This window comes from uncultured Campylobacter sp., assembly GCF_938030815.1.
Taxonomy (GTDB): domain Bacteria; phylum Campylobacterota; class Campylobacteria; order Campylobacterales; family Campylobacteraceae; genus Campylobacter_B.
The window spans coordinates 1-22,674 of the sequence record NZ_CALHII010000056.1 but is presented as its reverse complement, the minus strand read 5'-3'; the positions used below and the strand labels follow the sequence as shown (position 1 = coordinate 22,674).

Here is a 22,674-nt window from a genome sequence, read left to right as displayed (position 1 = left end):
GAGCTTTGAGGCGCGATATCGTCGTAGGTTAAATTTAGCGATGCGGAATTTTTGGGCGCCGTATTTTGCGGCGCTAAATTTTGCTCTGTGGAATTCGATGCAGAATTTTGCTCGGAATTTAGTGCCTTGGAATTCTCCTTAAAATTCTGCACTATAAAATTTTGTCCAGCGGGATTTTCACTGGCAAAGCTTTGAGACGCGACGTCTTGCTGCGTAAAGCTTTGCGGCGCGGAATTTTGCTCGGAATTTTCTATTTTAAAATTCTGCTCCGCCGAATTTACAGCAAAATTTAAAGACGCATTTTGCTTCTCGCCGCCGATCTTTTGCGAGAGCTGCGCGTCAAAAAGCTTTGCAAAGCTTTTTTTATCGAAAGGCTCAAAGCAGTCCGCGATCGCATCCTCATCCAGCACCCGCACCAGCGCCGCTACGTCTGGGATCGTCTCGCAGTCGAATACGCAGATATAATCCTTTTTCATCAAGCTCCTTCCTGGCGGTTTTTGCCGCTTTTTTCAAAAACGGCTCTGAAATAATCCTCTATCTTCATGCCGTTTTTATGTACGCACTTAATCGATCTCCTCGCTCATCCGAGGTTCTCATCGCCGCTTTCAATCTTAAAATTTTACGCTGCCGCATTTTCGCAACAAAAAGGGGCGTATGCGGAGGCGCGGCAAATTTCGCTACCGCTCGCCGTGACGCAATCACCGTGTGCAAAGGCGCGCCGGTCGTTAAATTTATCCTTCGATCAAGCGCTTGATACCCGGCAAAAGCTCGCCTGACGCCTCGCAAATCCTGCTTCGCAGCACGCTAAAATCGCCGCAGTAATCGCCCAGAAGCTGCAAAATATCGTCTCTGATAGCTTGCGAGCGCTCGCTCAGAAGCAGCTCCTGTAAAAGGGCGAAAATTTCGCTCTCATGCGCCAGCGTGCAGCCGTAGTAGGGATCAAGGTAAAACCAGGGCACAACAGAAGCGAGGCTTTCACGGCCTCGTCATCACTTCGCAGAACGGCGGCAATGCCCTCTATGCCGCCCTCCGCTATGGCTTTGTGCCTAGCCTCGTAATATACCGTGCGCGTCAAATTTTGCCCTTTTTGCACGCCGCTTATTCGGCCTTAGCCGCATCCCACGCAAGGATCGTCTTACCATCGGCGTCGGTCGCCACGTCGCCCATGCCCATGATGTTGTAGCCGCAGTCGACGTAGTGAACTTCGCCGGTCACGCCGCTAGCAAGGTCGCTGAGTAGATACATCGCGCTTTTGCCTACGTCTTGAGTCGTGACGTTGCGTTTTAGCGGGCTATTTACCTCGTTGTAGCGCAAAATCATCCTAAAGTCGCCTATACCGCTTGCCGCAAGCGTCTTGATCGGGCCCGCGCTGATAGCGTTTACGCGGATGCCGCGCGCGCCAAGATCGTGAGCGAGATAGCGCACGGAGCTTTCAAGAGCCGCTTTTGCGACGCCCATTACGTTGTAGTGAGGCACGAATTTCGGCCCTCCGAGGTAGGTTAGCGTGAGCACCGAGCCGCCCTCTTTTAGCACCGGCAGCACCGCGCGCGTGAGACTTAGTAACGAATACACGCTCGTGCCCATCGCGATATCAAAGGCTTCTTTGCTCGTGTTTACGAACTCGCCCTCTAACGCTTCTTTTGGCGCATAGGCCACTGCGTGCACGACGAAATCTATCTCGCCTAGGTCTGCTTTGATACGATCCGCAAGACCGTCAAGGTGGGCTTGGTTATTTACGTCAAGCTCATAGACTAATTTACTCCCAAACTCCTCCGCGATCGGCTCTACGCGTTTTTTCAGCGCATCGTTTAGGTAGGTAAACGCCATCTGCGCACCCTGCTCGTGACAAGCTTCGGCGATGCCGTAAGCGATGGATTTGGCGTTAGCGACGCCGACGATGAGGCCTTTTTTTCCCTTTAAAATCATTATTTCTCCTTTAAAATTTGCTTGGCTTTTTCTACTTATTCTGCGTTAAAATTTAAAAAATAATGCTCACGAACCATATGTTCGCTCCGCTTATTTTTTAAATTTTGCCTTGACTAAGCGAAAAATCCTTCGCAATTTAACTTAAAATTCTATAAAATTAAAATTTGCAAAATTTCGCGAAACGCCAAATTTTAAACGCAATTCGATAGCGGCAGTATCGCGAAGCTAGACTAGGCGACTTAAAATTTTGCAACTTAAATTTGAAGTCAATCGCTGTCAAAACGCAAATCGACAAGCGGAAATATCGCTAGGCGGATTTAAATGTTTTGAAGTAAATTTCGTCCCAAGACCAGGCATGTAGCCTGTCGCAGGGCGAAATTTACGAAATCATTTAAAGACGGCAGCGAGATGACGCGCTAATAAGCTCCAAGAAACCAGAAGCGTCCCAGCTCGCCGTCCCCACTAACACCCCGTCGCAACCTCTTATCGCGCAAATTTTTGCGATATTTTCAGCATTCACGCTGCCGCCGTAAAGTAGCGGCGCGGGGCTTTTGGTGCGCAAGAGCTTCAGCATTCTTTCGATCTGCTCACGCTGCGCGCTTCTGCCCGTGCCGATCGCCCAGACGGGCTCGTAGGCTAGTACTAAGCTCGAATATTTCAGATCGATACCCTCAAGCTGTGTCGCTACAAACTCCTCGCTGCGGTTTTGCGCAAATGCCGCCTCATCCTCGCCGACGCAAAAAACGATGCGCCAGCCCTGCGCTGCGGCAAAACTGAATTTCTCTCTTATCAGCTCCGCGCTCTCGCCCAAAATGGCGCGCCGCTCGCTGTGACCGATAAGAACGGTTTTGACGTCAAATTCCGCCAGCATATCGCCGCCGATCTCGCCCGTAAAGCTGCCGTGCGCGGCAGGATAGAAATTCTGCGCGCCTTGAGTAAAATTTTTCACCCTCGCGCAAAATGCGCTAGCAGGAGGAAAAACCAAAATTTCATCCTCGCGCGAAATTAGGCCCGCTAAGCCTTCATCTAAAGCTTTAGCGTACTGCTCAAAGCTAGCTCGGGTATGGTTGCATTTAAGATTCGCCGCCAGTATCATCGCAGCTCCGTTTTAGCAGTAAGCACTCGCACGCCCGGCAGCTCTTTGCCTTCGATGAGTTCTAAGCTCGCGCCGCCTCCGGTAGAAATAAAAGTCATATCATCAGCGTTACCAGCGCGTTCGACGACATCTGCAGTATCGCCACCGCCCACTACGGTCGTGGCGTCGCTATCTGCGATCGCATGCGATATATGCAGGCTACCACGAGCGAATTTGTCGATCTCAAAAACTCCCATCGGTCCGTTCCACCAGATCGTTTGTGCATCGTCTAAGGCTTCTTTAAAAAGCGCTACGGTCGCAGGTCCGATATCTAGCCCCATCCAATCGCTTGGAATTTCTTGGACGGTAACCTTTTTTGTAACGGCGTCTTGCGAGCATTGCGGAGCTGCGACGGCATCGACAGGGATATAAATTTTAACCCCAAGCTCGCGAGCATTGCGGAGAATATTTTTTGCTTCCTCGATTAGATCCTCTTCGAGCAAAGATTTGCCGATGTCATATCCGACGGCTTTTAAAAACGTAAACGCCATGCCGCCTCCGATGATGAGCTTATCGACTTTAGGAAGTAAATTTTTAAGCGCCTGAAGCTTGCCGCTTACTTTGCTGCCGCCCGTTACGGCTACGAAAGGACGCGCAGGATCTTTAATAAGGTCTTTAGCAAATTTTATCTCTTTTAGCAATAAAAACCCCGCCGCTTTGTGCGCCTCATCGTAGAATTTCGTAATCGCCTCTACCGAAGCATGCGCGCGGTGGCATACGCCAAAAGCATCGTTGATATAAAATTCCGCGTAGCTCGCAAGTCTCTTAGCTAGTGCTTCGTCGTTTTTGCTCTCGCCCTTTTCGAAACGCAGATTATCCAGCAGCAGCACTTCGCCCTTTTTAAGCGAATTTACCGCAGCTCCTGCCTCCTCGCCCGCGACATCAGAGACAAATTTTATCTCGCGCTCCAAAAGCCTAGATAGCCTCTTTACCACAGGCTTTAGGCTAAGTCTTTCTTCGTATCCGTTTTTCGGGCGCCCTAAATGACTGGCTAAAATTACCGCGCAGCCCTCGTCTAAGCAATATTTAATCGTAGGGATAGACGAACGAATGCGACGATCGTCCGTAATATTGCAAAACTCATCCATCGGCACGTTAAAATCGCACCTGATAAAAACGCGCGCGCCGTCTTTAAATTTTAAATCTTTAATCGAAAGAATTTCGCCCATCTTATTTCCTTCTTTTTGCCGCATATAGGGCTAAATCGATGAGGCGTTCACTATATCCCCACTCGTTGTCATACCAGCTCATTACTTTTATCAGATTGCCGTCAATTACCTGCGTGCAGTCGCTAGCTACGATGCTGGAGTATTCTGAAGTACAAAAATCGCTGCTGACGCGACTATCGTCGTCTACGAGCAAAATTCCTTTCATCTCTTTAGCAGCATAGCGGCGGAAAATTTCGTTTAGCTCCTCAGCACTCGTCTGTTTACGCGTTAGCACTGTTAGATCAACCATCGAAACGTTAGCCACCGGCACGCGCACAGATTGTCCGTGCATCTTACCGCTTAGCTGCGGAAGTACCTTACTAATCGCTTTTGCCGCGCCCGTCGTAGTCGGAGCAATATTAAGAGCCGCAGCACGCGAACGGCGGAAGTCCTTGGCTTTTACATCGACTAGGCTCTGTCCATGTGTATAAGCATGAATTGTCGTCATAAGACCCTTTTCGATACCAAGCTCATCGTCTAGAATTTTTGCAATTGGAGCCAGGCCATTAGTGGTGCAGCTAGCATTTGAGATGACGCGCTGTCCTGCATAAGCGCCCTCATTAACGCCGATTACAAAAGTAGGCGTATCATCCTTGGCAGGCGCGCTCATTACGACTACACCGATACCGTTATCTATGAATGGCTTGCATTTTTCGCTCGTTAAAAATGCACCAGTACATTCAAGCACAGCTTCTGCACCATCGCCCGCAAAATCAAGCTCCGCAGGCTCTCTGGTGGAATAGACCCGGATTTTTTTGCCGTCTACGGCTATACATTCGTCGCTTAGAATTTCTACTTTTTTACGAAACTCGCCGTGAACGGTATCGTATTGAAGCAGGTATCTCGTAAGCTCGCGCTTAGCGGTATCGTTGATCGCCACAAGCTCTACATCGTCCCTGCTTAGCGCAATTCTAGCCGCGCACCTACCGATCCTTCCAAAGCCGTTAATTGCGATTTTTACTGCCATAAGGTTCTCCTTATTTGGGATGTTTTCAGCTGGAATTTTACTAAATTTGGGTTAATCTTTGATTAAATAAAAAGTCGCGAAATTTAGGATTTACTTTTTGGCTATATAATTCGCGAACTTTTTTTAAAGGAGAAAAAATGAGACGAATTGTATTCTCGTCATTAGCGGCAATCGCGATTTTAAGCGGATGCAACCAACCTAAGGCCGATACGGCTCCGCAGCAAAAGCAAGAGTCCGTAGCGCATACGATCGTATTTCTGCTAGGAGAGACCGGGGATAAGCGCATCAGCCTTAGCTCGAACGATATGTTCGCAACGGGCGTGTTAACCGATGAAAAGGGTAAAAAGCATAATCTCAAACGCGCGGCTTCCGCAAGCGGCATAATGCTTACGAACGACGAAGGTATCGAGCTTCTTTTCAAACGCGGAGAGGGAGTGTATACACCGGGAAAAGGCAAGAAGGATATTCCGGTAACCTACACCGAGCACGAGCACAAAAGCGGCGAAATGATGTAGCCGCGGCAGGGTTAAATTTAAGCGCCCTAAAAAGCGAATTAAATTTAACCCCTCGTTTCTGCTTCTTTATCCGTAGCAAAATTTAACTCTCGTTTCGACCTCTTTGATCTGCGCTAAAATTTAACCTTTTATTTTCGCTTCTTTCATCTACACAAATTGAGCTTTTTTGCGAATTTAAGTTTGTGCTCACTGAAAGCAAGCTCCGCAAGCCCGAAATCCCTAAATTTTACAAAATACCCATTTGATCTGCGCTTTACCAGCGAATTTTTTTGATTTTCAACCGAATTTCACTTCAAATTCGCTAAACTTCGCTGAAATTTTAGCAGGCCGGTGCAAATACGGCACAAAATAGATCATTTAGCGAGATTGCCGCATGGATAGCATTAAATTTTACCTAAACGATTACGATATGAAAGGCGAGGGCCTTACCGAAGTCGTCGTTACGATAAACGATAAGCCCCTGCTTGAGCTGATTAAGCGGCGCGAGCGAAGCTTTGCGGCAAAGGACGGGCAGGCTAGCATCGCGGGAAGCTACGCCTACTTAAACTTGATCGATTTTGAGGAGCTATTTTTGCGCGCCGCGCTTGAAGCCGATTTGGCGCAAGATGAGCGGGATGTCGTGCTGCTGAGCTGTCCGTGCGGGATCTGGAGCTGCTGGTATCTCACGCTTAGGGTTAAATTTGAAGCGGATACGGTTAAGCTTTACGAGTTTAAAAACCCGCGCCGCAAAGATTGGCGATATGGGCTTGAGTTTAAATTTGACCGCGTGAGCTTTGTGGGTGAAATTTCTAAAATCACCTCTTTTAATAAGCTCTAAAATTTAGATCTAAATTTAGGAAATTTTAACGACGCGATCGAAACTGCGGCGAAATAAACTCGTCTTAGGCTCGGTAAAATTTGGCTTTGAAGCCATAATAAGCTGTCGCGAGAGCTTATAGTATTAAAATTTTCGCCTTGCCGCTTCGCAAAACCTCCAGCAAAATATCATAAAATTTGCCCAGCCTTAGCTTTAAAATTCCGCCCCTTTTGATGATCACGCAGACCTGTCTGCTCCGCTCGCTAAGCGCGTCGTAGAGCGCATCTAAATTTGCGACGTATTCGAGCTCGAAATTTAGCGCTACGGCAAACAGCGCGAAAATTTGATCTTTGCGTCTGATCTTTGCGCCGTCGATGATGATCTTTGCGACGCGGCACGTTTTAAAATTTAAACTCATTGCACGCGCTCGAAGCTTTCGTAATGATCGGCGGTGTAGAAGATCAGCCCGTCGTTTGAAAATATCAGCCGCTTCGCGCCGCGCGGGCCGCCGCGATACTCGATGTCGCACTCGCGCCAGATCCGCCCCTTTTTATCAGGCAGCCTGCGCTCGAAATTGCCGAAGCGATCGCCGCCGATGCTCTTGCCGCGCGCGTATCGCCACAGATCGCCGCCCTGCCAGCCAAGCTCGCCCGCCTCTTTTTTCGTGATAAAATTTTGCGGCAAAGCGCCCGTACGGCGGATATGAGCGCTCACGCACTCCCTGCTTATGCAGGGCTCGTCTGAGGGCTGATTTTTAGAATTTACGTCTGGATTTTGCGAGTGCGAAGCTTCATAATCTGCGCTGTGCCGCCTGTGGACGTCCGCCTCGTCTTTAGAATCTGTCTCGGCGCGCTCGTTTACTCGCGGAGGAGATTTTAAATCTCCTATGTCTGCTCCGAGCTCTGTTCCGCCGCCTGCGCTTCTTACGCCGCTCTCATCTTTTACGCCGACGTCGCTTGCGGGATTTTCGAAGCTTGAAATTTCGCGATCAATGCCGCGTTTTGTATTTTGCGCGCCGCTTTTACGCGACGCAGCATCCAGGGTTTTGGAGGTAAAAACCCGCTCATCTTTAGCCGCGGAGCCGCGCGAATTGGAGATAAAATTTAGCGCCAAAAGAAGTGCTGCGAAAATTGCGAGCGGGATCAGCTTTTTTGCCACCGCTAGCCTCTTTTACGCGTGGCGAAGCGAAAATACGCGACGATTATCGCGACGATTGCGGCCAAAATTAGCGGCGCGATCCACGGAGCTTCTTTTATCCGCTCGTAAAGCCCGCGCACGAAATCGCCCGCGTAGTAGCTCAGTAACCCCACCACAAGCGCCCAAATGAGCGAGCTTACGGCATTGATGACGCTAAATTTTAAAAACGAATATTTTGTGATGCCGATCGCAATCGGCACGAGGGTTTTGAGGCCGTAGATAAATTTTTTAATCAAAATGATACGGTCGCCGTATTTACGAAACAAGATCTGCGCCAGAGCGAGATTGCGGCGCTGTTTGCGCAGATATGGCATGATCTCTTTTTTATTATAGCGGCTTACTAAAAATAGCCCAGAATCGCCTATGAAGTTCGATATGCAGGCGATTACGATGCATAAGACGATATTGAGCTCGCCGGCCGAGCTTAGCACGCCCGCCGCCGCAAGCGCCAAAAATCCTCCGCCCAGCGAATACAAAAACAGTATCAAATACCCCCACGTATGGAGGTTTTCAAACATCGACTCCATCAAATCCTTTCATTAGATCGTATAAAATTCTATAAATTTTGACTAAAGCAACTTTAAAATTCGGCGCGAAAACTTCACTATAACATCCCACGACGCTACTTGATTTCGCTGCGACATTAAATTAAAATTCCGAGCAGCTGCCGCGAAATATAAAATTTCGCCGCAAAATATCAAGCGAAATTCTAAAATAAATTTTTTGCATCAAGCAAAATCTCCGCAAAATTTAGCGATAAAATTTTACAATTCTAAATTTAATGACAAAATTTCACCTTCTTTAGAATTAAAAGTAACTTGCGAATTACGCAGGATTTACGCGATATCCTCAAATGCCTCCCACCCCGCGAATTGCAATGAAATTACGCACCTAAGTCTATTATTCTGCAGAAATCACGCGAGCAAAATTCCAAGCTGCTAATAAAACGCCTATAAAGCAAAATTTTTCGCTAAGCTATGCGCCTTAGCATCTTTAGCTAAATTTTACTCATCTGCGCCGATTACTCGCATCAAAAACGCGTAGCCGTCGCTGTTCGAATCGAAAGCGCGATCATTTTTGGTCTCCAGCACCGAGCCGCCCAGGCTCACGCCCGCAAACAGCCCGCCTTTGTTCGTAAAGACGTACATATCCTGATTTAACACGTCCAGTGCGCCCGAATCCGCGCTGTAATTGCCCGCAACCGCCGTCGCATCGCCCGAGAGCGTGATTTGGGATTTTCGCATCTTTTCGATCACATCGTCGTTCATCACGAAAATCACTAGGTAGTTATCCTCGTAGCCGATCTGAAGTCCGATGCTGGCGCTGCTGATCTCTGCGCCGCTTACGCTGCGCGCGCCGTCATTATTGTAGATGATGATCCCTTCACCGTACATTCCGCCTATGATGAAGCCCAGCTTTTTGACGCTCGGGAAGATCACGATCGCGCGGGCTTGTTGCGCTAGATATTTGTACTGCGAGTTTGTGCGCATTACCGACGAATAGGCGCTGGCACTATTGATGATGAGCTCATCATCGGCAAATGCCGCGTTAAAAAGCAAAAATAAAGCGATTATAAATTTTTTCATTTCACACTCCTTATTTGGCTATCTCGACCGCGCGAAGCTCGCGTATGACGTTAACCTTAATTTCGCCTGGGAATTGAACCTTATCTTGGATCTCCGAAGCGATCTCTTTGGCAACCAAAACCGCCTCGTCGTCGTTCATAAGCTTAGCGTTTGCGATGACGCGTATCTCGCGACCGGCGTTGATCGCGTAGGCTTGCTTGACGCCGGTTTTACTCATCGCGATCGCTTCGATGTCGCTAACGCGTTTTAGATAGCTTTCTAGCACCTCTCGTCTAGCGCCCGGGCGCGCGGCGCTTAGCGCGTCTGCGGCACAGACTGCGGCGCTTTCTACGCTGGTAGCCTCCTCGTGACCGTGGTGGGCGTAGATCGCATTTATCACCACCGGATGCTCTTTGTAGCGGCGGCAAACCTCGGCGCCCAGATCCACGTGCGAACCCTCGTACTCGTGAGTTAGCGCCTTACCGATATCGTGAAGTAGGCCTGCCCGCTTGGCCAGCTTTTGATCTCCGCCCGTTTCTGCGGCGATGATGCCCGCAAGATGCGCGACCTCAAGGCTGTGCGCAAGGGCATTCTGTCCGTAGCTCGCGCGAAATTTAAGCTTGCCGATGAGTTTTAAAATTTCGGGATGAATTTTGCTAAGACCCAGATCCATTACAATATTTTCGCCCTCTTCAGCGATGCTAGCTTCAAATTCATCGCTCACTTTTTTGTAGATATCCTCGATGCGCGCAGGCTGAATTCTGCCGTCCTCGATAAGCGTTTCGATGACGCGAACGGCGATGGCGCGACGGTATAGATTGTGTGAGCTTACGATGATCGCATTTGGGGTATCGTCGATGATGACGTCCACGCCAAGAGTCATCTCAAGCGCCTTTATATTGCGCCCCTCCTTGCCGATGATGCGGCCTTTAAGCTCGTCATTTTTGATATTTACGACGTTGATAAGTCGCTCGGCGGCAAACTCGCCCGCGAAGCGCGACGTAGCCTGCGCCAAAATATAATTCGCCTTTTTTCGCGCCTCTTTTTTGGCTTCCTCTTCATATTTTCGCACGATGTGAGCGATGTCGGTGCGGCTTTGCTCCTCGACCTTCTTAAGCACCTGCGCGCGCGCCTCGTCCTGCGTAAAGCCCGCCACGCGCTCCAAAACTTTAAGCGCTTCAGCTAGCTTCTCTTCATAGCTTTTCTTTAAATTTGAGCCCTCTTCGTAGAGGAATTTCGCCTCTTTTTTGGCGCTTTCGAGCTCTTTTTTGCTGTCTTTTAAAATCTCTTGCTCGGTTAGAAGCGCGTGCTCCTTTTTGCCGAGCTCGTCAAATTTAACGTTAAATTCCTTCTGCAGTTTGCTTGCTTTATCTTCGTATTTTTTCTTCGCTTCAAACTCGGCTTCCTGCACCGAAATTTTAGAATTTCGCAAGATGCCCTCGGCTTCAAATTCTATCGCTTTGGCTTTAGCTTTGGCTTGTTCGACGAAGAAATCGTAATTGGCGTTATTGATCTTTCTAGCTACTAAGTATCCTATGCCAGCGCCCACCGCAAGAGCGCACAAGGCGATTAAAATCTCTATCATACTTTCCTCTTTTTAGGTAATTTTGGCTCGGAGTTATGTAAAAATCGCCCTTTACGTCGTGATCAAGCGATAAAATTTCGCTGCAAAAGCAGTCTTTTATACTCACGAACGCGATTGTGGGCTTAAGCTTCAGACCTGAAAAAAACATATCGTAAAATCCTTTCCCATGTCCTATTCTAGCCATTGCGCCATCCACTCCGATAGCTGGAACCACGGCTAGATCGACCTTTTTAAAATACCCGTTTTGCGGAAGCGTCTGGCGCAATCCAAAGCGTGAAATTTTAAAAGGCTGGCGCAATCTTACCATTTTTAAGCTAATATCCACCATAAACGGAACGTAAAATTCGCAGCTTTTTGATAGCTTTTTTCTTAAAATCAAAACGTTCGGCTCGTAGCTCATCGGCAAAAATATCAAAATTTTACGCGCTTTTAAAAATTTTATCAGCCGCTCCAGCCGCCATAAAAGTGCGTAATGCTCGCATCTAGCCGCGCGCGCGGCGTGAGATTTTAGACGCGATTTGCAAATTGCTCTAAATTCATTCTTTTGCATAGCTTAAGCCTTTTATAAAATTTTAACGCTTATTTTAGCTAGTTTTTGTATAATCTTGCGATTAAATTTTAAGGTTTATTATGAAATTTCGTTTTTTTCTAGCACTTTTTACGGCTGTTTTATTTCTTGCAGGTTGCGGTGATGATGAGGATAAAAAATCAAGCGATACCCCGACCGAAGCCAACGCCACGCAGCCGCAGTCCGAAACCGAAGCCGTAATCCAGGTCGATTATACCGCTCCTTTTACACTTCAGCTAAGTAACGGAAAAATTTTAAATATGCAAAAGACAAAGCAAGGCTTTCATATCGATAACAACTCCACCGTGACGCTATTTGCGTTTTTTACGCCGTGGTGCGACGCCTGCGCCGTGCAAGTAAGCGCACTAAATGCCGCCAAACAAGCCTACTCCGGCAAGCTTGATATCATCGGCGTGATGATCGGTGATGCAAATTTAGACGATGCAAAAAATTATGCAAGCGCACACGAAGTAAATTACGCGATCGCTTACGGCGAAGGAACGGACTTTTTTACAAAGGCGCTAGGCGGCATAAACGAAGTGCCGTATATGGCGATATACGACGAAAAGGGCGAGTTTAGCGCGCAGTATTTCGGGCTGATGCCGGAAGAAATTTTAATGACCGAATTGGAGAAAATTTTCTAATGTTCGAATTTTTTAAAAAAGGGCTTAGCAAGACCATAGACGCGATGCGGGGCGCGAAAAGCGAAGATAAAATTTCAAAAGAAATTTTAGAAGAGATGCTGCTTGAAGCCGACGTAGGCTACGAGCTTGTAGAAGAGATTTTAGAAAAACTTCCCGCAAAAAAGCTAGTTGCCAAAGATGATCTTACGGGCGTTTTGAAGAACTATTTCGATTACGAGATCGCTAAAGCCGCAGATGAGAAGCCCTTCGTAGAGCTCATCATCGGCGTAAACGGCGCGGGCAAAACTACAACAACCGCAAAGCTTGCAAATTTATATAAAAATAGCGGCAAGAGCGTGATTTTAGGCGCATGCGATACCTTTCGCGCAGGGGCGGTCGAGCAATTAAAAAAATGGGCGCAGATCCTAAATTTGCCGATCGTAGCGACCGCGCAAGGGCACGATCCCGCAGCCGTGGCGTTTGACACCGTTAGTTCGGCAAGTGCCAAAAACATCGATCGCGTCCTGATCGACACCGCCGGACGCCTGCAAAATCAGAAAAATTTAGCCGCGGAGTTAGAGAAGATCGTGCGAATATGTGATCGCGCAAAAAGCGGCGCACCGCACCGCAAGATCATCGTGCTCGACGCCACTCAGGGCAATCATAGCGTCGCGCAAGCCAAGGCGTTCAACGAGATCGTGAAGCTCGACGGCATCATCATCACGAAGCTCGACGGCACGCCCAAAGGCGGCGCACTTTTCGCCATAGCGCGCGAACTGCGGCTACCGATACTTTTCGTCGGCGTGGGCGAGCGGATGGAGGATTTGGCAGAATTTAACTCGGATGAATTCATAGAGACGCTTGTGGAGGGAATTTACGCCTAAGCCTCGCGCCTGCTTAAATTTACATATTCTCGCCAAACAAGCTTAAATTTTACGCGCCGAAATACTCGGCAAATTTTGCCGCTTGATTATCTTAGAATAAATTTTACTTATAATTTTGCGATTTTCGTTTAGGATTTTGCAAAATTTTAGCTCACGCACTGCATAAAAAACGCGCTCACCCGCGTCCGCTCGCACCAAAACACATAGAATGCCGCTGCCCGCAACGCGGCGTGCTTACAAGAATTCTTGAATGATCTCAAGCCGCTTAAATTTCACGGTTATCCTCTACCCGCTCGCAAAGATAAAATCATACTCGCAAACGCCTCCTCGCTTTAGCGAAAATTGATGAACTATCAGATCGTTATTTTAAAGCTCTTGTCGTCCGTTTTAAAGTGGACGGCTAGGACGTTTTTGAAAACAAATTTAAAATTTCTATCTCGGTAGGGCGATAAAAATTTCATCGTCAGTCTATCTTTGTTTTTTAAAATAGCAAATTTAAATTCAGTCAAAACGGCGTCGTGAAGGGTTTCTTTCGTATTAAACAGATACCTTTTTGGATCCAAGACAAACTGCCTGATAGGCTTTGCTATTTCGTTTTCATTCTCGCGAAGCGACTTAAAATAATCGTCAAAATACCAAATACCGCCCTTTCTTTTTATTTTCGCCGTGATCATCCGTCCGTCCATTTGCGCATCTTTCCAAAATTTCACTCACGTGCACTGCATAAAAAACCCGCTCACCCGCGTCCGCTCGCACCAAAACACGTACAAAATCCCGCCGCTGCCGAACATCACCTCACCGCCTTGCTCGCAGCTTGGAAGCTCGCTGTCAAGCTGCATCAAAAACTCCATCTTTTCGCCGCATATCGGGCACGTCGGCACCAAGGCGCCCTGTATCCACGAAGGCTCGCCGCCGATGCGCGCGAGGTTTTGCCTGCTGTTTGACATCCCCCAGTCCTGAGCCGCCCAGCGCGCGGGCGTAGGCGCCAGCGCGACCTCGCACTCCTTTATCGGCTCGTCCTGCACGTATTCCACATGCATCCTTTCGCCGATACGTCGCGGCATACCCTGCGCGTCGTGCTCGTAAAAGACTATCTCGCCCTCGTTTATCTCTCTAACATGCGCGGCGAGGGTTAGGCACGGCAGCGAGCACATGGGCAAGTCACGGGGCAGCGGATCAAGCGTGATGAGATGAAATAGCGGATTTTGCGCATCGCCGTCCACCTCGTCCAAAACCCCGCCTAGCTTATATCCAGCCTCGCCGTTCTCAAGCCGCCAGGTCGGATGGTGCTTCGCCAGATGCGGCGCATAGGGCGCGCCGAAATAGCCGCGCGGAAAGATTATGTGATATACGCGCTGGCCGCAGTATCTTTTGAGCCTGAATTTCTCGCCGCCAAAGCAAATTTCATCGTTCGGCGCTTTTTGTAATTTATCGGAATCGGATTCGTTTGAGTTAAATTTAGAGTCATATTCGACTGCGCCCGCTTTGAAATTTTCGCTCGCTTGAGCTTGCTTGGCGTCGCCGCATTCGTTTACATCCGTTTTTAAAATTTCATCCGCTGCCGTTTGTACTACGCCGTCTGCGTCAAATTTAACCCGCTCAAAGGTAAATCCGACAGCCTCCAGCCAATAGCCAATATATTCAAGCAGGTCGTACGGACGGTCGAAGAAGTCCTCTGCAAGCGCGGACTCGCAGGCAAATTTTACGTTTCGCAACTCGCGGGTTTGCAACAGGCAGCTAAAAATTTTTTGCCGCTCATCCCTGCTCGTCTGCGGATCCGCAAGCTTCTCACGCCAGATTTGTGAGCTCTCGTAACTAAGCCCGCGCCACGGATACTCCGCATAATACGTGCTCTCGCTCGGCTGCAATTTAAAAAGCTCGCCCAGATACTGGTGCAAAAACGGCGCGAACTCGAGACTTGCCATGATGATGACCTCTTCGGCGTTTTTCCAGCGCGAGCTCTTTTCATCTCTGCCGCGTTGCCGTACACTTTTGCCTGCGCTTTCGTCTGCCCGCGCCGAGCGTGCATTCTCGCCCGTCTGTGCCGCGCTTTCGTCCTGCTTCGTTTCGCGCCCCTCTGCCGCCTCCTCGCGCAAAATTTCAACCGCCGTAGCGATCAAAGCTTTAAAATCCTCCTCGCCAACGTAGCCCATAGCGTCCTTTAGTAGCGTGCCGCCCTCTTGCTGCCCGCGCAGCAGGCTATCCGCTAGCGTAAAATACGCCGCCGCATCACCTTGTAGCCGCCAAAACCGCTCATATAAACCGGGCACTCTAAAGCCGTCGCGCTCAAAATCTCGCGCCAGATTTAGCGCCTCGTCCCGTTTATCCATCTTATTTCCTTTTACGATTTTATTTTGATAATTTTAGCGTAAATTTAGATTAAATTTTGAAGGCGGCTTAATTTTATATCTCAAAATTCTATAGAAAAATATGAGAGATTAAATTCGATGGCGAATTAAAATTTAGAAGCGTGCCGAGCTCCGTAGAGCCCGGCTAAATTTTAAAATAGCTCTTAAATTTAAAAACTATCGTCTCTTTTTTCAAAGATCAGATGCAGCACGTAGGTCACGGCGAAGGTCAAGGTGCTAGGCACGATCCAGCCGAGCATCGAATCGTAAAACGGCATTCTCTTTACGATAAACGTAATAAGCGGCACCGAAATCCCCAAAATATCAAGCCCGTTTATGACGCCCTCGACTACGCAGACATAGACGCAGGCGCGGTAAATCAGCTTGCTTGAATCGATCCAAGGGTTGATCAGCGAGAGGATTATCAGCATGATCGAGATCGGATAGATGGCGACGAGGACCGGGATGGAGCCTTTGATGATGGTCGTAAGGCCGAAATTTGCAACTCCAAAGCCGATCACGCACCAAGCGATCGCCCATGTTTTGTATTTGATCTTGCCTTTCGTAAGCTCCTCGAAGTATTCGCTAGCCGAGCTTATAAGACCCAGCGTCGTGGTGATGCAGGCTAGAAAAAACGCACTGCCTAGGATCACGACGCCAATTCTTCCAAAATAATGATCGCTTACTCGCGACAGAAGCTCCGCTCCGTTGATATTCGGCGCATCTTTGAAAAGCTCCGCGGAGGTCGCGCCTAGATAGCCCAGCATAAAATATATCGTCATCAGTATGACGCCCGACATCATTCCTGCTTTTATCGTGGAAGTTACGAGGTGCTTCTCGTCGCTTACGCCGGTTGCTTTAATGGCGTTAATTACGATGATTCCGAATGCCAGCGACGCAAGCGCATCCATCGTCTGATAGCCCTCTACGAAGCCCTTTGCTGCGGCGTGATCGACATACTCTCCGCTAGGAGCGACGAAACCTCCGATCGGAAACAAAAATCCCGCGCCGAAAAGCAGCAAAATAAGCGCCAAAAGTATCGGCGTGAGGTATTTTCCGAGCAGATCGACGAGCTTTGAAGGGTTCATACAGATGTAATAGTTCAGCGCAAAATATGCGGCAGAATAAACAAATAGCCAAATTTGAAGACGCTCCTCCGCAATAAAAGGCTTAATCGCGATGTCAAAAGGCATATTTGCCGCGCGCGGTATCGCAAAAAGCGGCCCGATCGTAAGATATAAAAGCGCGGTAAAAACGATCGCAAACACCGGATCTATGCGGCGCACTAGGCTCTGAAGCCCCTTAGCGCGCGCAATGCCTGCGACGCCGAGAACCGGCAGAAGCACCGCCGTAGCGCAAAAAAACATTATCGCGACATAAAAATTCTGTCCGGAATCCTTGCCTAAGCCCGGCGGAAAAATAAAATTTCCCGCACCGAAAAACATCGCAAATAGCGTAAGCGATATCGTCAAAAACTGGCTTCTACTAAGCTTGCCCTTCATCTTAAACCTTCTTTAAATAAAGTAAAGCTTGTATTATAGTTATAAATGTTTAAAACATATTTAAATTTAGCCGCAAATCCTCTATCTCGTGATTTTTAATTCCGCAAACAGCACGCGGGGCGGCTAAAATTTTAAAAATTTTAAGTATAATTTCGCGAAATTCAAGGCTAAATTTAAACAAAATGAGCGAGGGATAAAAATGGCGAAAATTAAAACTACAATTTTTGAGTGCCAGCACTGCGGTAATCAGCAAAGCAGATGGCTCGGCAGATGCCCCGACTGCGGCGCGTTTGATAGCTTCGTCGAGCTCAAGCCCGCTCAGATCAAAGCGCTAAAAGAGATCGAGGGCGAGCTTGCCCGCGCCTCATCCGCAAGCGCCAAAGCGATCAGCGAGATACAGATCGAGCAAATTTCGCGTATCGACACCAAGGATAGCGAGCTAAATTTAGTCCTCGGAGGCGGCGTCGTAGAGGGCTCGCTCGTGCTAATCGGCGGCAGCCCCGGTATCGGAAAATCCACGCTGTTGCTTAAGATCGCGGCAAATTTAGCAAGCGACGACCGCGCCGTGCTTTACGTAAGCGGCGAAGAGAGCGCAAGCCAGATCAAAATGCGTGCGCAGCGGCTAGGCGCGATAAGCGAGCAGCTGTTTTTGCTCACCGAGATCAATCTGAGCGCCGTGCTTGAAGAGGTCGAGCGCAGGGATTATAAATTTATCGTCATCGACAGTATCCAGACTCTTTTTAGCGACAAAGCCCCCTCCGCGCCTGGCTCGATCACGCAGGTGCGCGAGATCACGTTTGAGCTGATGCGACTTGCCAAAGCGCGCGGGATTTCGATCTTCATCATCGGCCATATCACCAAAGAGGGCTCGATCGCGGGCCCGCGCATACTAGAGCATATGGTGGACGTGGTGCTGTATTTCGAGGGCGATACGAGCAAGCAGCTTAGAATTTTGCGCGGTTTTAAAAACCGCTTTGGGGCTACGAGCGAGGTGGGAATTTTTGAGATGGGACCGCACGGGCTCGTCAGCGCCAAGGACGTCGCGAGTAAATTTTTCACACGAGGCAAGGCGGTAAGCGGCTCGGCGATTACGATCACGATGGAGGGCACGCGCGCGCTCGTCGTGGAGATCCAGGCGCTCGTGTGCGAGAGCGGCTACCCGAAGCGCAGCGCTACGGGCTTTGATAAAAACCGCCTCGATATGCTTCTAGCGCTACTTGATCGCAAGCTTGAGATCGGGCTTGGCGGATACGACGTCTTCGTAAACGTCAGCGGCGGCGTAAAAATCACCGAAACGGCGTGCGATCTAGCCGTCGTCGCGGCGATCGTAAGCAGCTTCAAAAACCGCCCGATCAGCAAAGAAAGCGTCTTCATCGGCGAGGTGAGCCTAAACGGAGAAATCAGAGAGATATTCAACCTTGATGCGCGCCTGAAGGAAGCCGCGATGCAGAAATTTAAAAACGCGATCGTCCCGATGAAGCCGCAAAACGCGCAGGGGCTTAAAATTTTCCACGCTACCGAGATCACGCAAATTTTAGATTGGATGTGAGGCGGTGCGCTTCCTAGCCTCGGCTTGGCAGGCGGCGCAAGCGAGCGAAAATAGGCTTTGAGCGGCAAGGGACGCGTTGCTTTTGTATGGGCGCGGCGAAGGGCGCACGCAGACTTATCGCTTTTTGCATAAACTTAGAGATCGGTGCGAGCGAGCGAAATAGGCTTTATAGGGTGCGATATTTAAAATTTTACGTATCGCAGCGGCTTTAAAATTCGCCGAGTTTTAAAAACGAAACGACGCTGCGAAGCCACATGAACGCGAGCGAAGCTATAAAATTTCATTTGAGTTTTAAAACGGCGCGACGGGGGCGCGATTAAAATTTAATCATTCGCGCCGCATCCCAGGCCAATACAAGGCGAGTGCTTTGCGGCGCAAAGCCAAGCCCGATAGGTCCTTGCGTCGCGCAAAATTCTATCGCGGTGCGCAGGACGTATCGCATAGAGCTAAGAGCCGATAAAATTTTAGCGGCGCCAAGCTCTCATGCGCGGGTGCGGATACCACAAGCAAAGTATCACGCGCCGAGCCGAATGAGCGCTGCTGCGACACGCTGCAACTTAGGGGGCTTGCTAACGAGACGCTACGCAATCCAAAGCGCGCAGATCCGCCTCACGTAGCCAAAAGACAAAGCCTACAAGGCGGCAAGATAGCAACGCAGCGAGAGCGCGATGAAATTTTAACGCAGGCCGCATAAGCCGTCGGCAAAGCCTAATTCTACGGACAGGTTCTGCGGATAAAATTTCGCAAATCTAGCGTGGATAAAATTTTATAAATTTAAACGGAAAGGTGCGTATGAGCCCAAACGTAATCGTCAAATTCGTCATTTTGTTTTTCATCAGGGCGCAAAGCTTAAACGTCAAATTTAGCAAGCTCGACGCCATCGTGTCGCGTGCCTACGCCAAATACGGGGCGGTGTTTAAGCTAAGCGTACCGCTACTTGCAGCAGCATCGGTATTTGCGCTGTTTAACCTATACGATTTTGCCAAAGCCAACTACGCGCTGACGATTTTTTTGCTCGCTTTGGGCTCGCCTCTGCTTACGTATAGCTTTTTTAAGGCGATAAAATCGGCGATGGCCTTCGCACTCTTCGTGATCCCCTTTGCGACGGTGTTTGCGATCATCGCGGTGACGGGCGCGGAGAAGCTTGATAACTCGCTAATTCGCACTATTGCCTTTCCGATGTTCTTTACTTTCGTGTGGTTTGCGATGTCGGTGATCGCCGACGAGGACGTGGCGCAGATCATGAATAAGATCGTATCGAAGCTCTCGACGCTTTTCGTGACGATTTTTATCCTTTACAACTACGAGGTATTGCACGGGATTTTAACTGCGGACGCGGGAGGGTATCATGCGAGCGGCGATGATCTGACCGCGCTTGATCTCGTGTTTATAACGATTAGATTTTTTACGCTGCCTTCGATTTTTACGTTGATGATTTTTGAGATCAAAGATTATCTTTTTACGAGATACAGCGCGTTCGTGCAGGCTCAGCAGGAGCGCATGCAGGATTTAAAAAATTCCAAGGGCTCGGAGTAAAATTTAAAGCTTAGCTCGATCTAATTTTGTGCGCCGTAAATGGTCGCAAATACCGAAGATTGCGACTGCCGTGTGTACGCTGAGCTTCGGTGCGGCAGCGGAACTAACAAAATTTGAAGTGAAATTTTAAAGCGAATTTCGAGGCGAAATTTTAATGCCGTGCGGAGTCGAGATTTAATGCCGCGCGGGTTAGAATTTAAAGCCGAAAGCTTCAAATCCACGCCCTGCGTTAAATTTAAAATTCTAAAAGAAGCTGTATATGTCGTCTAAAAGGAAGTATTTTTTATCGACGGTGCCTTTGTAGAAAGGCTCGAAAGTATCGTTATACGCCTTTTTGAAAAAGCCCTCTTTGCTAAGCGAAATGAGCGCTTGATTAACGGCTTCTGCGAGATCTGCGTTGCCTTTTTGCATCGCGATGCCTAAAAATACGTTCTCGCCGAGGCTTTTGATATTAACCTCGACGCTAGGATCTGCGACCGGATAGACCATCACAAATAGATTATCGTCGCACGCGCCATCGATTTCGCCGCTCTTTAACCGTTTGTAGCAATCGGAGGAATTTTTGCAATACACTAGATTGTAGCCGCCGTCCTTTTGCATAAACGCTTCGCCCGTCGAGCCGCGGATGACGCCTACTTTCTTACCTCGCAGATCGCTCATTTTTTGGATATTGTCGCTTTTTCTGGTTAAAACTCCGGAATTTACCGAAAGATAGGGCATCGAAAACTCATAATTTTTCTTTCTCTCCTCAGTAACGCTTGCAGCCGCGATAAGCATATCTGCCTGATTATTTTGAATGGACGGAAAGCGAGCTTGCGCCGATACCGGTATGAGCTCGATCCTGCCGCCGGTATCGCCTAAAATTTTGCCTCCGATTGCATTAGCAAGCTCTACGTCAAAGCCCTCAAAGCCGTTATCCGTGACCCTACTAAACGGAGGTTCATTTTCATAAACGGCGATACGAATGACTTTACTCTGCTTTATTTGGCTTAAAGAATTCGCAAGCGCAAAGATGCAAGATAAAAGAATTAAAAACAGTGATTTTTTCATTTTAAATTCCTTTTTTATTAAAAAAAGCTGTAAAGATCGTCGAGTAAGAAATATTTTTTATCGACGGTGCCTTTATAGAAGGATTCGAAAGTGTCCTCGTAAGCCTTTTTGAAAAAGCCCTCTTCGCTAAGCGCAATCAAGCCTTTGTTGATCGCTTCTAGCAGCTCCGCGTTACCCTTTTGCACCGCGACGCCCAAGAATACATTATCGCCTAAATTTTTTATATTGACCTCGACCGCAGGATCTACGATCGGATAGACCATTACAAAAAGGTTGTTGTTGCAATACCCGTCGATCTCGCCACTTTTTAATCTCCTGTAGCAATCAACCGAATCGTTGCAGTAGGAAACATTATAACCGCCGTCCTTTTTGATATATGCCTCGCCGGTAGTCTTGCGGATGATACCGATCTTTTTGCCCATCAGATCGCCTATTTTATGAATATTTGAGTCTTTTTTCGTTAAAATTCCCAAATTTACCGTAAAATACGGCATCGAAAAATCAACGCTACCTTTGCGCTCCTCCGTGATACTTGCAGCCGCGATTATCATATCGGCTTGGTTGTTTTGAAGCATCGGGAAGCGCACTTCGTTCGTTACCGGGATAAGCTCGATACGACCGCCGCTATTGCCGAAAATTTTACCAGCTAGCGCGTTGGCAAGCTCGACTTCGAAGCCTTCAAAGCCTTTCTCGCTTGACTTGCTAAAAGGCGGCTCGTTTTCATAAACGCCCACTCTGATAACCTTGCTTTGCTTTATTTCGCTTAATGAATTCGCAAAAACAAAGATCGCCGACAATAGAATAAGAAAAAATGACTTTTTCATAATTTCCTCCTTGAATTTTAAATTTTTCGTAATTGTAATGTAAATTTTCTTAAAATTTTATTTTACTAGAACCGAAACTATTCCCTAAATTGCGAGCTTAGCGATAAAATTTCGCAACTAAAATTTCTAAACATAATGATAGAGGCTTTTTAAATTTTGCTACCTTGCATCAAGCTCCGCCTGCTCTCATTAAATTTTAGCGCTTCGCTATAAAATTCTGTGCGTCTATTAGCGCCATAAAAATAGCGCGCTGCTGCGAAATTCTATGGAATTTTATAAATTCTGCAACGACGCGTTAGTAAAATCTTACAATCTAAACCAAGCTCGCAAAGTCGGGCAAAATAGCAAGACTATGCGAGCCTTTTAAATTTTACCTAGCGAGAGCACACAGCTATGCTTACTGCAAGCAAATGCAGGCGAGCCGTACCGCTATGCCCGCCTAAAATAAGCTATAGAGGTCATCTAGCAAGAAATATTTTTTCTCCGCAGTGCCCTTGTAATACGGCTCTATCGTCTCATCGTAAGTCTTTTTCATAAAGCCGTTCTTGCTTAGCTTGACTAGCTCGCCATTTAAGAACTCAAGCAGATCCTTATTGCCCTTAGAAACCGCAATGCCTAAGAAATCCGAAACGCCTAAATTCTTTATATTTACCTCGGTGTCACTGTCGATTACGGCATAAGCTAAAACTATAAGATTGTCTGTCGCATATCCGATGCCCTTACCGTCCTTTAGCATTTTATAGCATTCATTTGCAGTGGCGCAATTTACAATTTCAAAGCCCTCTTTTCTAAAATACGCCTCGCCCGTAGTTCCGGTTTCTGCGATGATCGGCTTGCCGTGCAGATCCGATACAGTCTTGATTCTATCGCCGGCGCAGGCCCGCGCCTCGCACTCG

25 protein-coding genes are annotated in these 22,674 nt (G+C 48.1%); 7 read left to right on the top strand and 18 right to left on the bottom strand.

Annotation, left to right across the window (positions count from 1 at the left end):
* The 6 genes from Q0277_RS02140 to gap all read right to left on the bottom strand — a co-directional run.
* On the bottom strand, nt 1-476 hold a 476-nt coding region (locus Q0277_RS02140), incomplete at its 3' end, for a hypothetical protein (protein WP_297995130.1).
* A 255-nt stretch (nt 477-731) separates the two neighbouring features.
* Nucleotides 732-959 carry a hypothetical protein gene (locus tag Q0277_RS02135; protein ID WP_297995128.1) on the bottom strand — a complete coding sequence of 76 codons (228 nt, stop codon included), beginning with the start codon at nt 957-959 and terminating at the stop codon, nt 732-734.
* Nucleotides 960-1,098: 139 nt separating this feature from the next.
* Entirely contained in the window at nt 1,099-1,926 is an 828-nt protein-coding gene (fabI, locus tag Q0277_RS02130; RefSeq protein WP_297995126.1) for an enoyl-ACP reductase FabI, read from the bottom strand.
* 391 nt (nt 1,927-2,317) lie between these two features.
* Nucleotides 2,318-3,022, bottom strand: coding sequence for a triose-phosphate isomerase (locus Q0277_RS02125; RefSeq protein WP_297995120.1), 705 nt, complete (start codon nt 3,020-3,022; stop codon nt 2,318-2,320).
* Nucleotides 3,019-4,230 (bottom strand): phosphoglycerate kinase, encoded by a 1,212-nt coding sequence (locus Q0277_RS02120; RefSeq protein WP_177386771.1) that lies wholly within the window; start codon nt 4,228-4,230, stop codon nt 3,019-3,021. Before Q0277_RS02120 ends, Q0277_RS02125 begins: the two co-directional genes overlap by 4 nt.
* A gap of 1 nt (nt 4,231) precedes the next feature.
* The gene (gene gap, locus Q0277_RS02115) at nt 4,232-5,236 is read right to left on the bottom strand and encodes a type I glyceraldehyde-3-phosphate dehydrogenase (protein WP_291938027.1); all 1,005 of its coding nucleotides are present in this window, start codon (nt 5,234-5,236) and stop codon (nt 4,232-4,234) included.
* 137 nt (nt 5,237-5,373) lie between these two features.
* On the opposite strand from gap, the gene Q0277_RS02110 reads away from it, so the two are divergent.
* Together Q0277_RS02110 and Q0277_RS02105 are read left to right on the top strand one after the other, a co-directional pair.
* Nucleotides 5,374-5,751, top strand: coding sequence for a hypothetical protein (locus tag Q0277_RS02110; protein ID WP_297905289.1), 378 nt, complete (start codon nt 5,374-5,376; stop codon nt 5,749-5,751).
* A 373-nt stretch (nt 5,752-6,124) separates the two neighbouring features.
* Nucleotides 6,125-6,568, top strand: coding sequence for a hypothetical protein (locus tag Q0277_RS02105; protein WP_297995116.1), 444 nt, complete (start codon nt 6,125-6,127; stop codon nt 6,566-6,568).
* A 115-nt stretch (nt 6,569-6,683) separates the two neighbouring features.
* Here Q0277_RS02105 and Q0277_RS02100 read toward each other — a convergent pair whose 3' ends face one another.
* From Q0277_RS02100 to Q0277_RS02075, 6 genes are all read right to left on the bottom strand, one after another.
* Nucleotides 6,684-6,965, bottom strand: coding sequence for a barstar family protein (locus Q0277_RS02100; RefSeq protein ID WP_297995114.1), 282 nt, complete (start codon nt 6,963-6,965; stop codon nt 6,684-6,686).
* Nucleotides 6,962-7,705, bottom strand: coding sequence for a ribonuclease domain-containing protein (locus Q0277_RS02095; protein WP_297995111.1), 744 nt, complete (start codon nt 7,703-7,705; stop codon nt 6,962-6,964). The genes Q0277_RS02100 and Q0277_RS02095 overlap by 4 nt, the downstream gene beginning before the upstream one ends.
* A gap of 2 nt (nt 7,706-7,707) precedes the next feature.
* Nucleotides 7,708-8,271, bottom strand: a complete 564-nt coding sequence (locus Q0277_RS02090) for a DedA family protein (RefSeq protein ID WP_297995108.1) — start codon at nt 8,269-8,271, stop codon at nt 7,708-7,710.
* A gap of 477 nt (nt 8,272-8,748) precedes the next feature.
* Nucleotides 8,749-9,330 (bottom strand): lipid-binding SYLF domain-containing protein, encoded by a 582-nt coding sequence (locus tag Q0277_RS02085; RefSeq protein WP_297995106.1) that lies wholly within the window; start codon nt 9,328-9,330, stop codon nt 8,749-8,751.
* A gap of 10 nt (nt 9,331-9,340) precedes the next feature.
* A complete protein-coding gene (gene rny, locus Q0277_RS02080; RefSeq protein ID WP_040304494.1) occupies nt 9,341-10,894 on the bottom strand; it encodes a ribonuclease Y in 1,554 nt (517 codons plus the stop codon).
* Nucleotides 10,827-11,444, bottom strand: a complete 618-nt coding sequence (locus Q0277_RS02075) for a 5-formyltetrahydrofolate cyclo-ligase (protein WP_297995103.1) — start codon at nt 11,442-11,444, stop codon at nt 10,827-10,829. The genes rny and Q0277_RS02075 overlap by 68 nt, the downstream gene beginning before the upstream one ends.
* Before the next feature lie 80 nt (nt 11,445-11,524).
* Between Q0277_RS02075 and Q0277_RS02070 the strand changes: the two genes are divergently transcribed.
* Both Q0277_RS02070 and ftsY read left to right on the top strand, forming a co-directional pair.
* Nucleotides 11,525-12,106 (top strand): TlpA disulfide reductase family protein, encoded by a 582-nt coding sequence (locus Q0277_RS02070; RefSeq protein ID WP_297903030.1) that lies wholly within the window; start codon nt 11,525-11,527, stop codon nt 12,104-12,106.
* Nucleotides 12,106-12,969 carry a signal recognition particle-docking protein FtsY gene (ftsY, locus tag Q0277_RS02065; protein ID WP_297995100.1) on the top strand — a complete coding sequence of 288 codons (864 nt, stop codon included), beginning with the start codon at nt 12,106-12,108 and terminating at the stop codon, nt 12,967-12,969. Before Q0277_RS02070 ends, ftsY begins: the two co-directional genes overlap by 1 nt.
* 353 nt (nt 12,970-13,322) lie before the next feature.
* Here the strand turns inward: ftsY and Q0277_RS02060 are convergent, their stop codons facing one another.
* From Q0277_RS02060 to brnQ, 3 genes are all read right to left on the bottom strand, one after another.
* A complete protein-coding gene (locus Q0277_RS02060; RefSeq protein WP_297995098.1) occupies nt 13,323-13,655 on the bottom strand; it encodes a hypothetical protein in 333 nt (110 codons plus the stop codon).
* Between the two features lie 24 nt (nt 13,656-13,679).
* Entirely contained in the window at nt 13,680-15,299 is a 1,620-nt protein-coding gene (locus Q0277_RS02055; RefSeq protein WP_297995095.1) for a hypothetical protein, read from the bottom strand.
* Nucleotides 15,300-15,487: 188 nt separating this feature from the next.
* The gene (gene brnQ, locus Q0277_RS02050) at nt 15,488-16,819 is read right to left on the bottom strand and encodes a branched-chain amino acid transport system II carrier protein (RefSeq protein ID WP_297995085.1); all 1,332 of its coding nucleotides are present in this window, start codon (nt 16,817-16,819) and stop codon (nt 15,488-15,490) included.
* Between the two features lie 199 nt (nt 16,820-17,018).
* Here brnQ and radA point away from each other — a divergent pair, with 199 nt between their 5' ends.
* The 3 genes from radA to Q0277_RS02035 all read left to right on the top strand — a co-directional run bounded on the left by radA (nt 17,019) and on the right by Q0277_RS02035 (nt 19,904).
* Complete coding sequence (gene radA / locus Q0277_RS02045) at nt 17,019-18,368, top strand: DNA repair protein RadA (protein ID WP_297995083.1); 1,350 nt, start codon at nt 17,019-17,021, stop codon at nt 18,366-18,368.
* A gap of 362 nt (nt 18,369-18,730) precedes the next feature.
* On the top strand, nt 18,731-18,985 hold the full coding sequence (locus tag Q0277_RS02040) for a hypothetical protein (protein WP_297923508.1): 255 nt from the start codon (nt 18,731-18,733) through the stop codon (nt 18,983-18,985).
* A 175-nt stretch (nt 18,986-19,160) separates the two neighbouring features.
* A complete protein-coding gene (locus Q0277_RS02035) occupies nt 19,161-19,904 on the top strand; it encodes a hypothetical protein (protein WP_297995081.1) in 744 nt (247 codons plus the stop codon).
* 243 nt (nt 19,905-20,147) lie between these two features.
* Here Q0277_RS02035 and Q0277_RS02030 read toward each other — a convergent pair whose 3' ends face one another.
* The 3 genes from Q0277_RS02030 to Q0277_RS02020 all read right to left on the bottom strand — a co-directional run.
* Nucleotides 20,148-20,954, bottom strand: coding sequence for a transporter substrate-binding domain-containing protein (locus Q0277_RS02030; RefSeq protein WP_005873330.1), 807 nt, complete (start codon nt 20,952-20,954; stop codon nt 20,148-20,150).
* Between the two features lie 17 nt (nt 20,955-20,971).
* A complete protein-coding gene (locus Q0277_RS02025; protein WP_297995079.1) occupies nt 20,972-21,778 on the bottom strand; it encodes a transporter substrate-binding domain-containing protein in 807 nt (268 codons plus the stop codon).
* 439 nt (nt 21,779-22,217) lie between these two features.
* A partial coding sequence (locus Q0277_RS02020) for a transporter substrate-binding domain-containing protein (RefSeq protein ID WP_297995077.1) occupies nt 22,218-22,674 on the bottom strand: 457 nt, incomplete at its 5' end.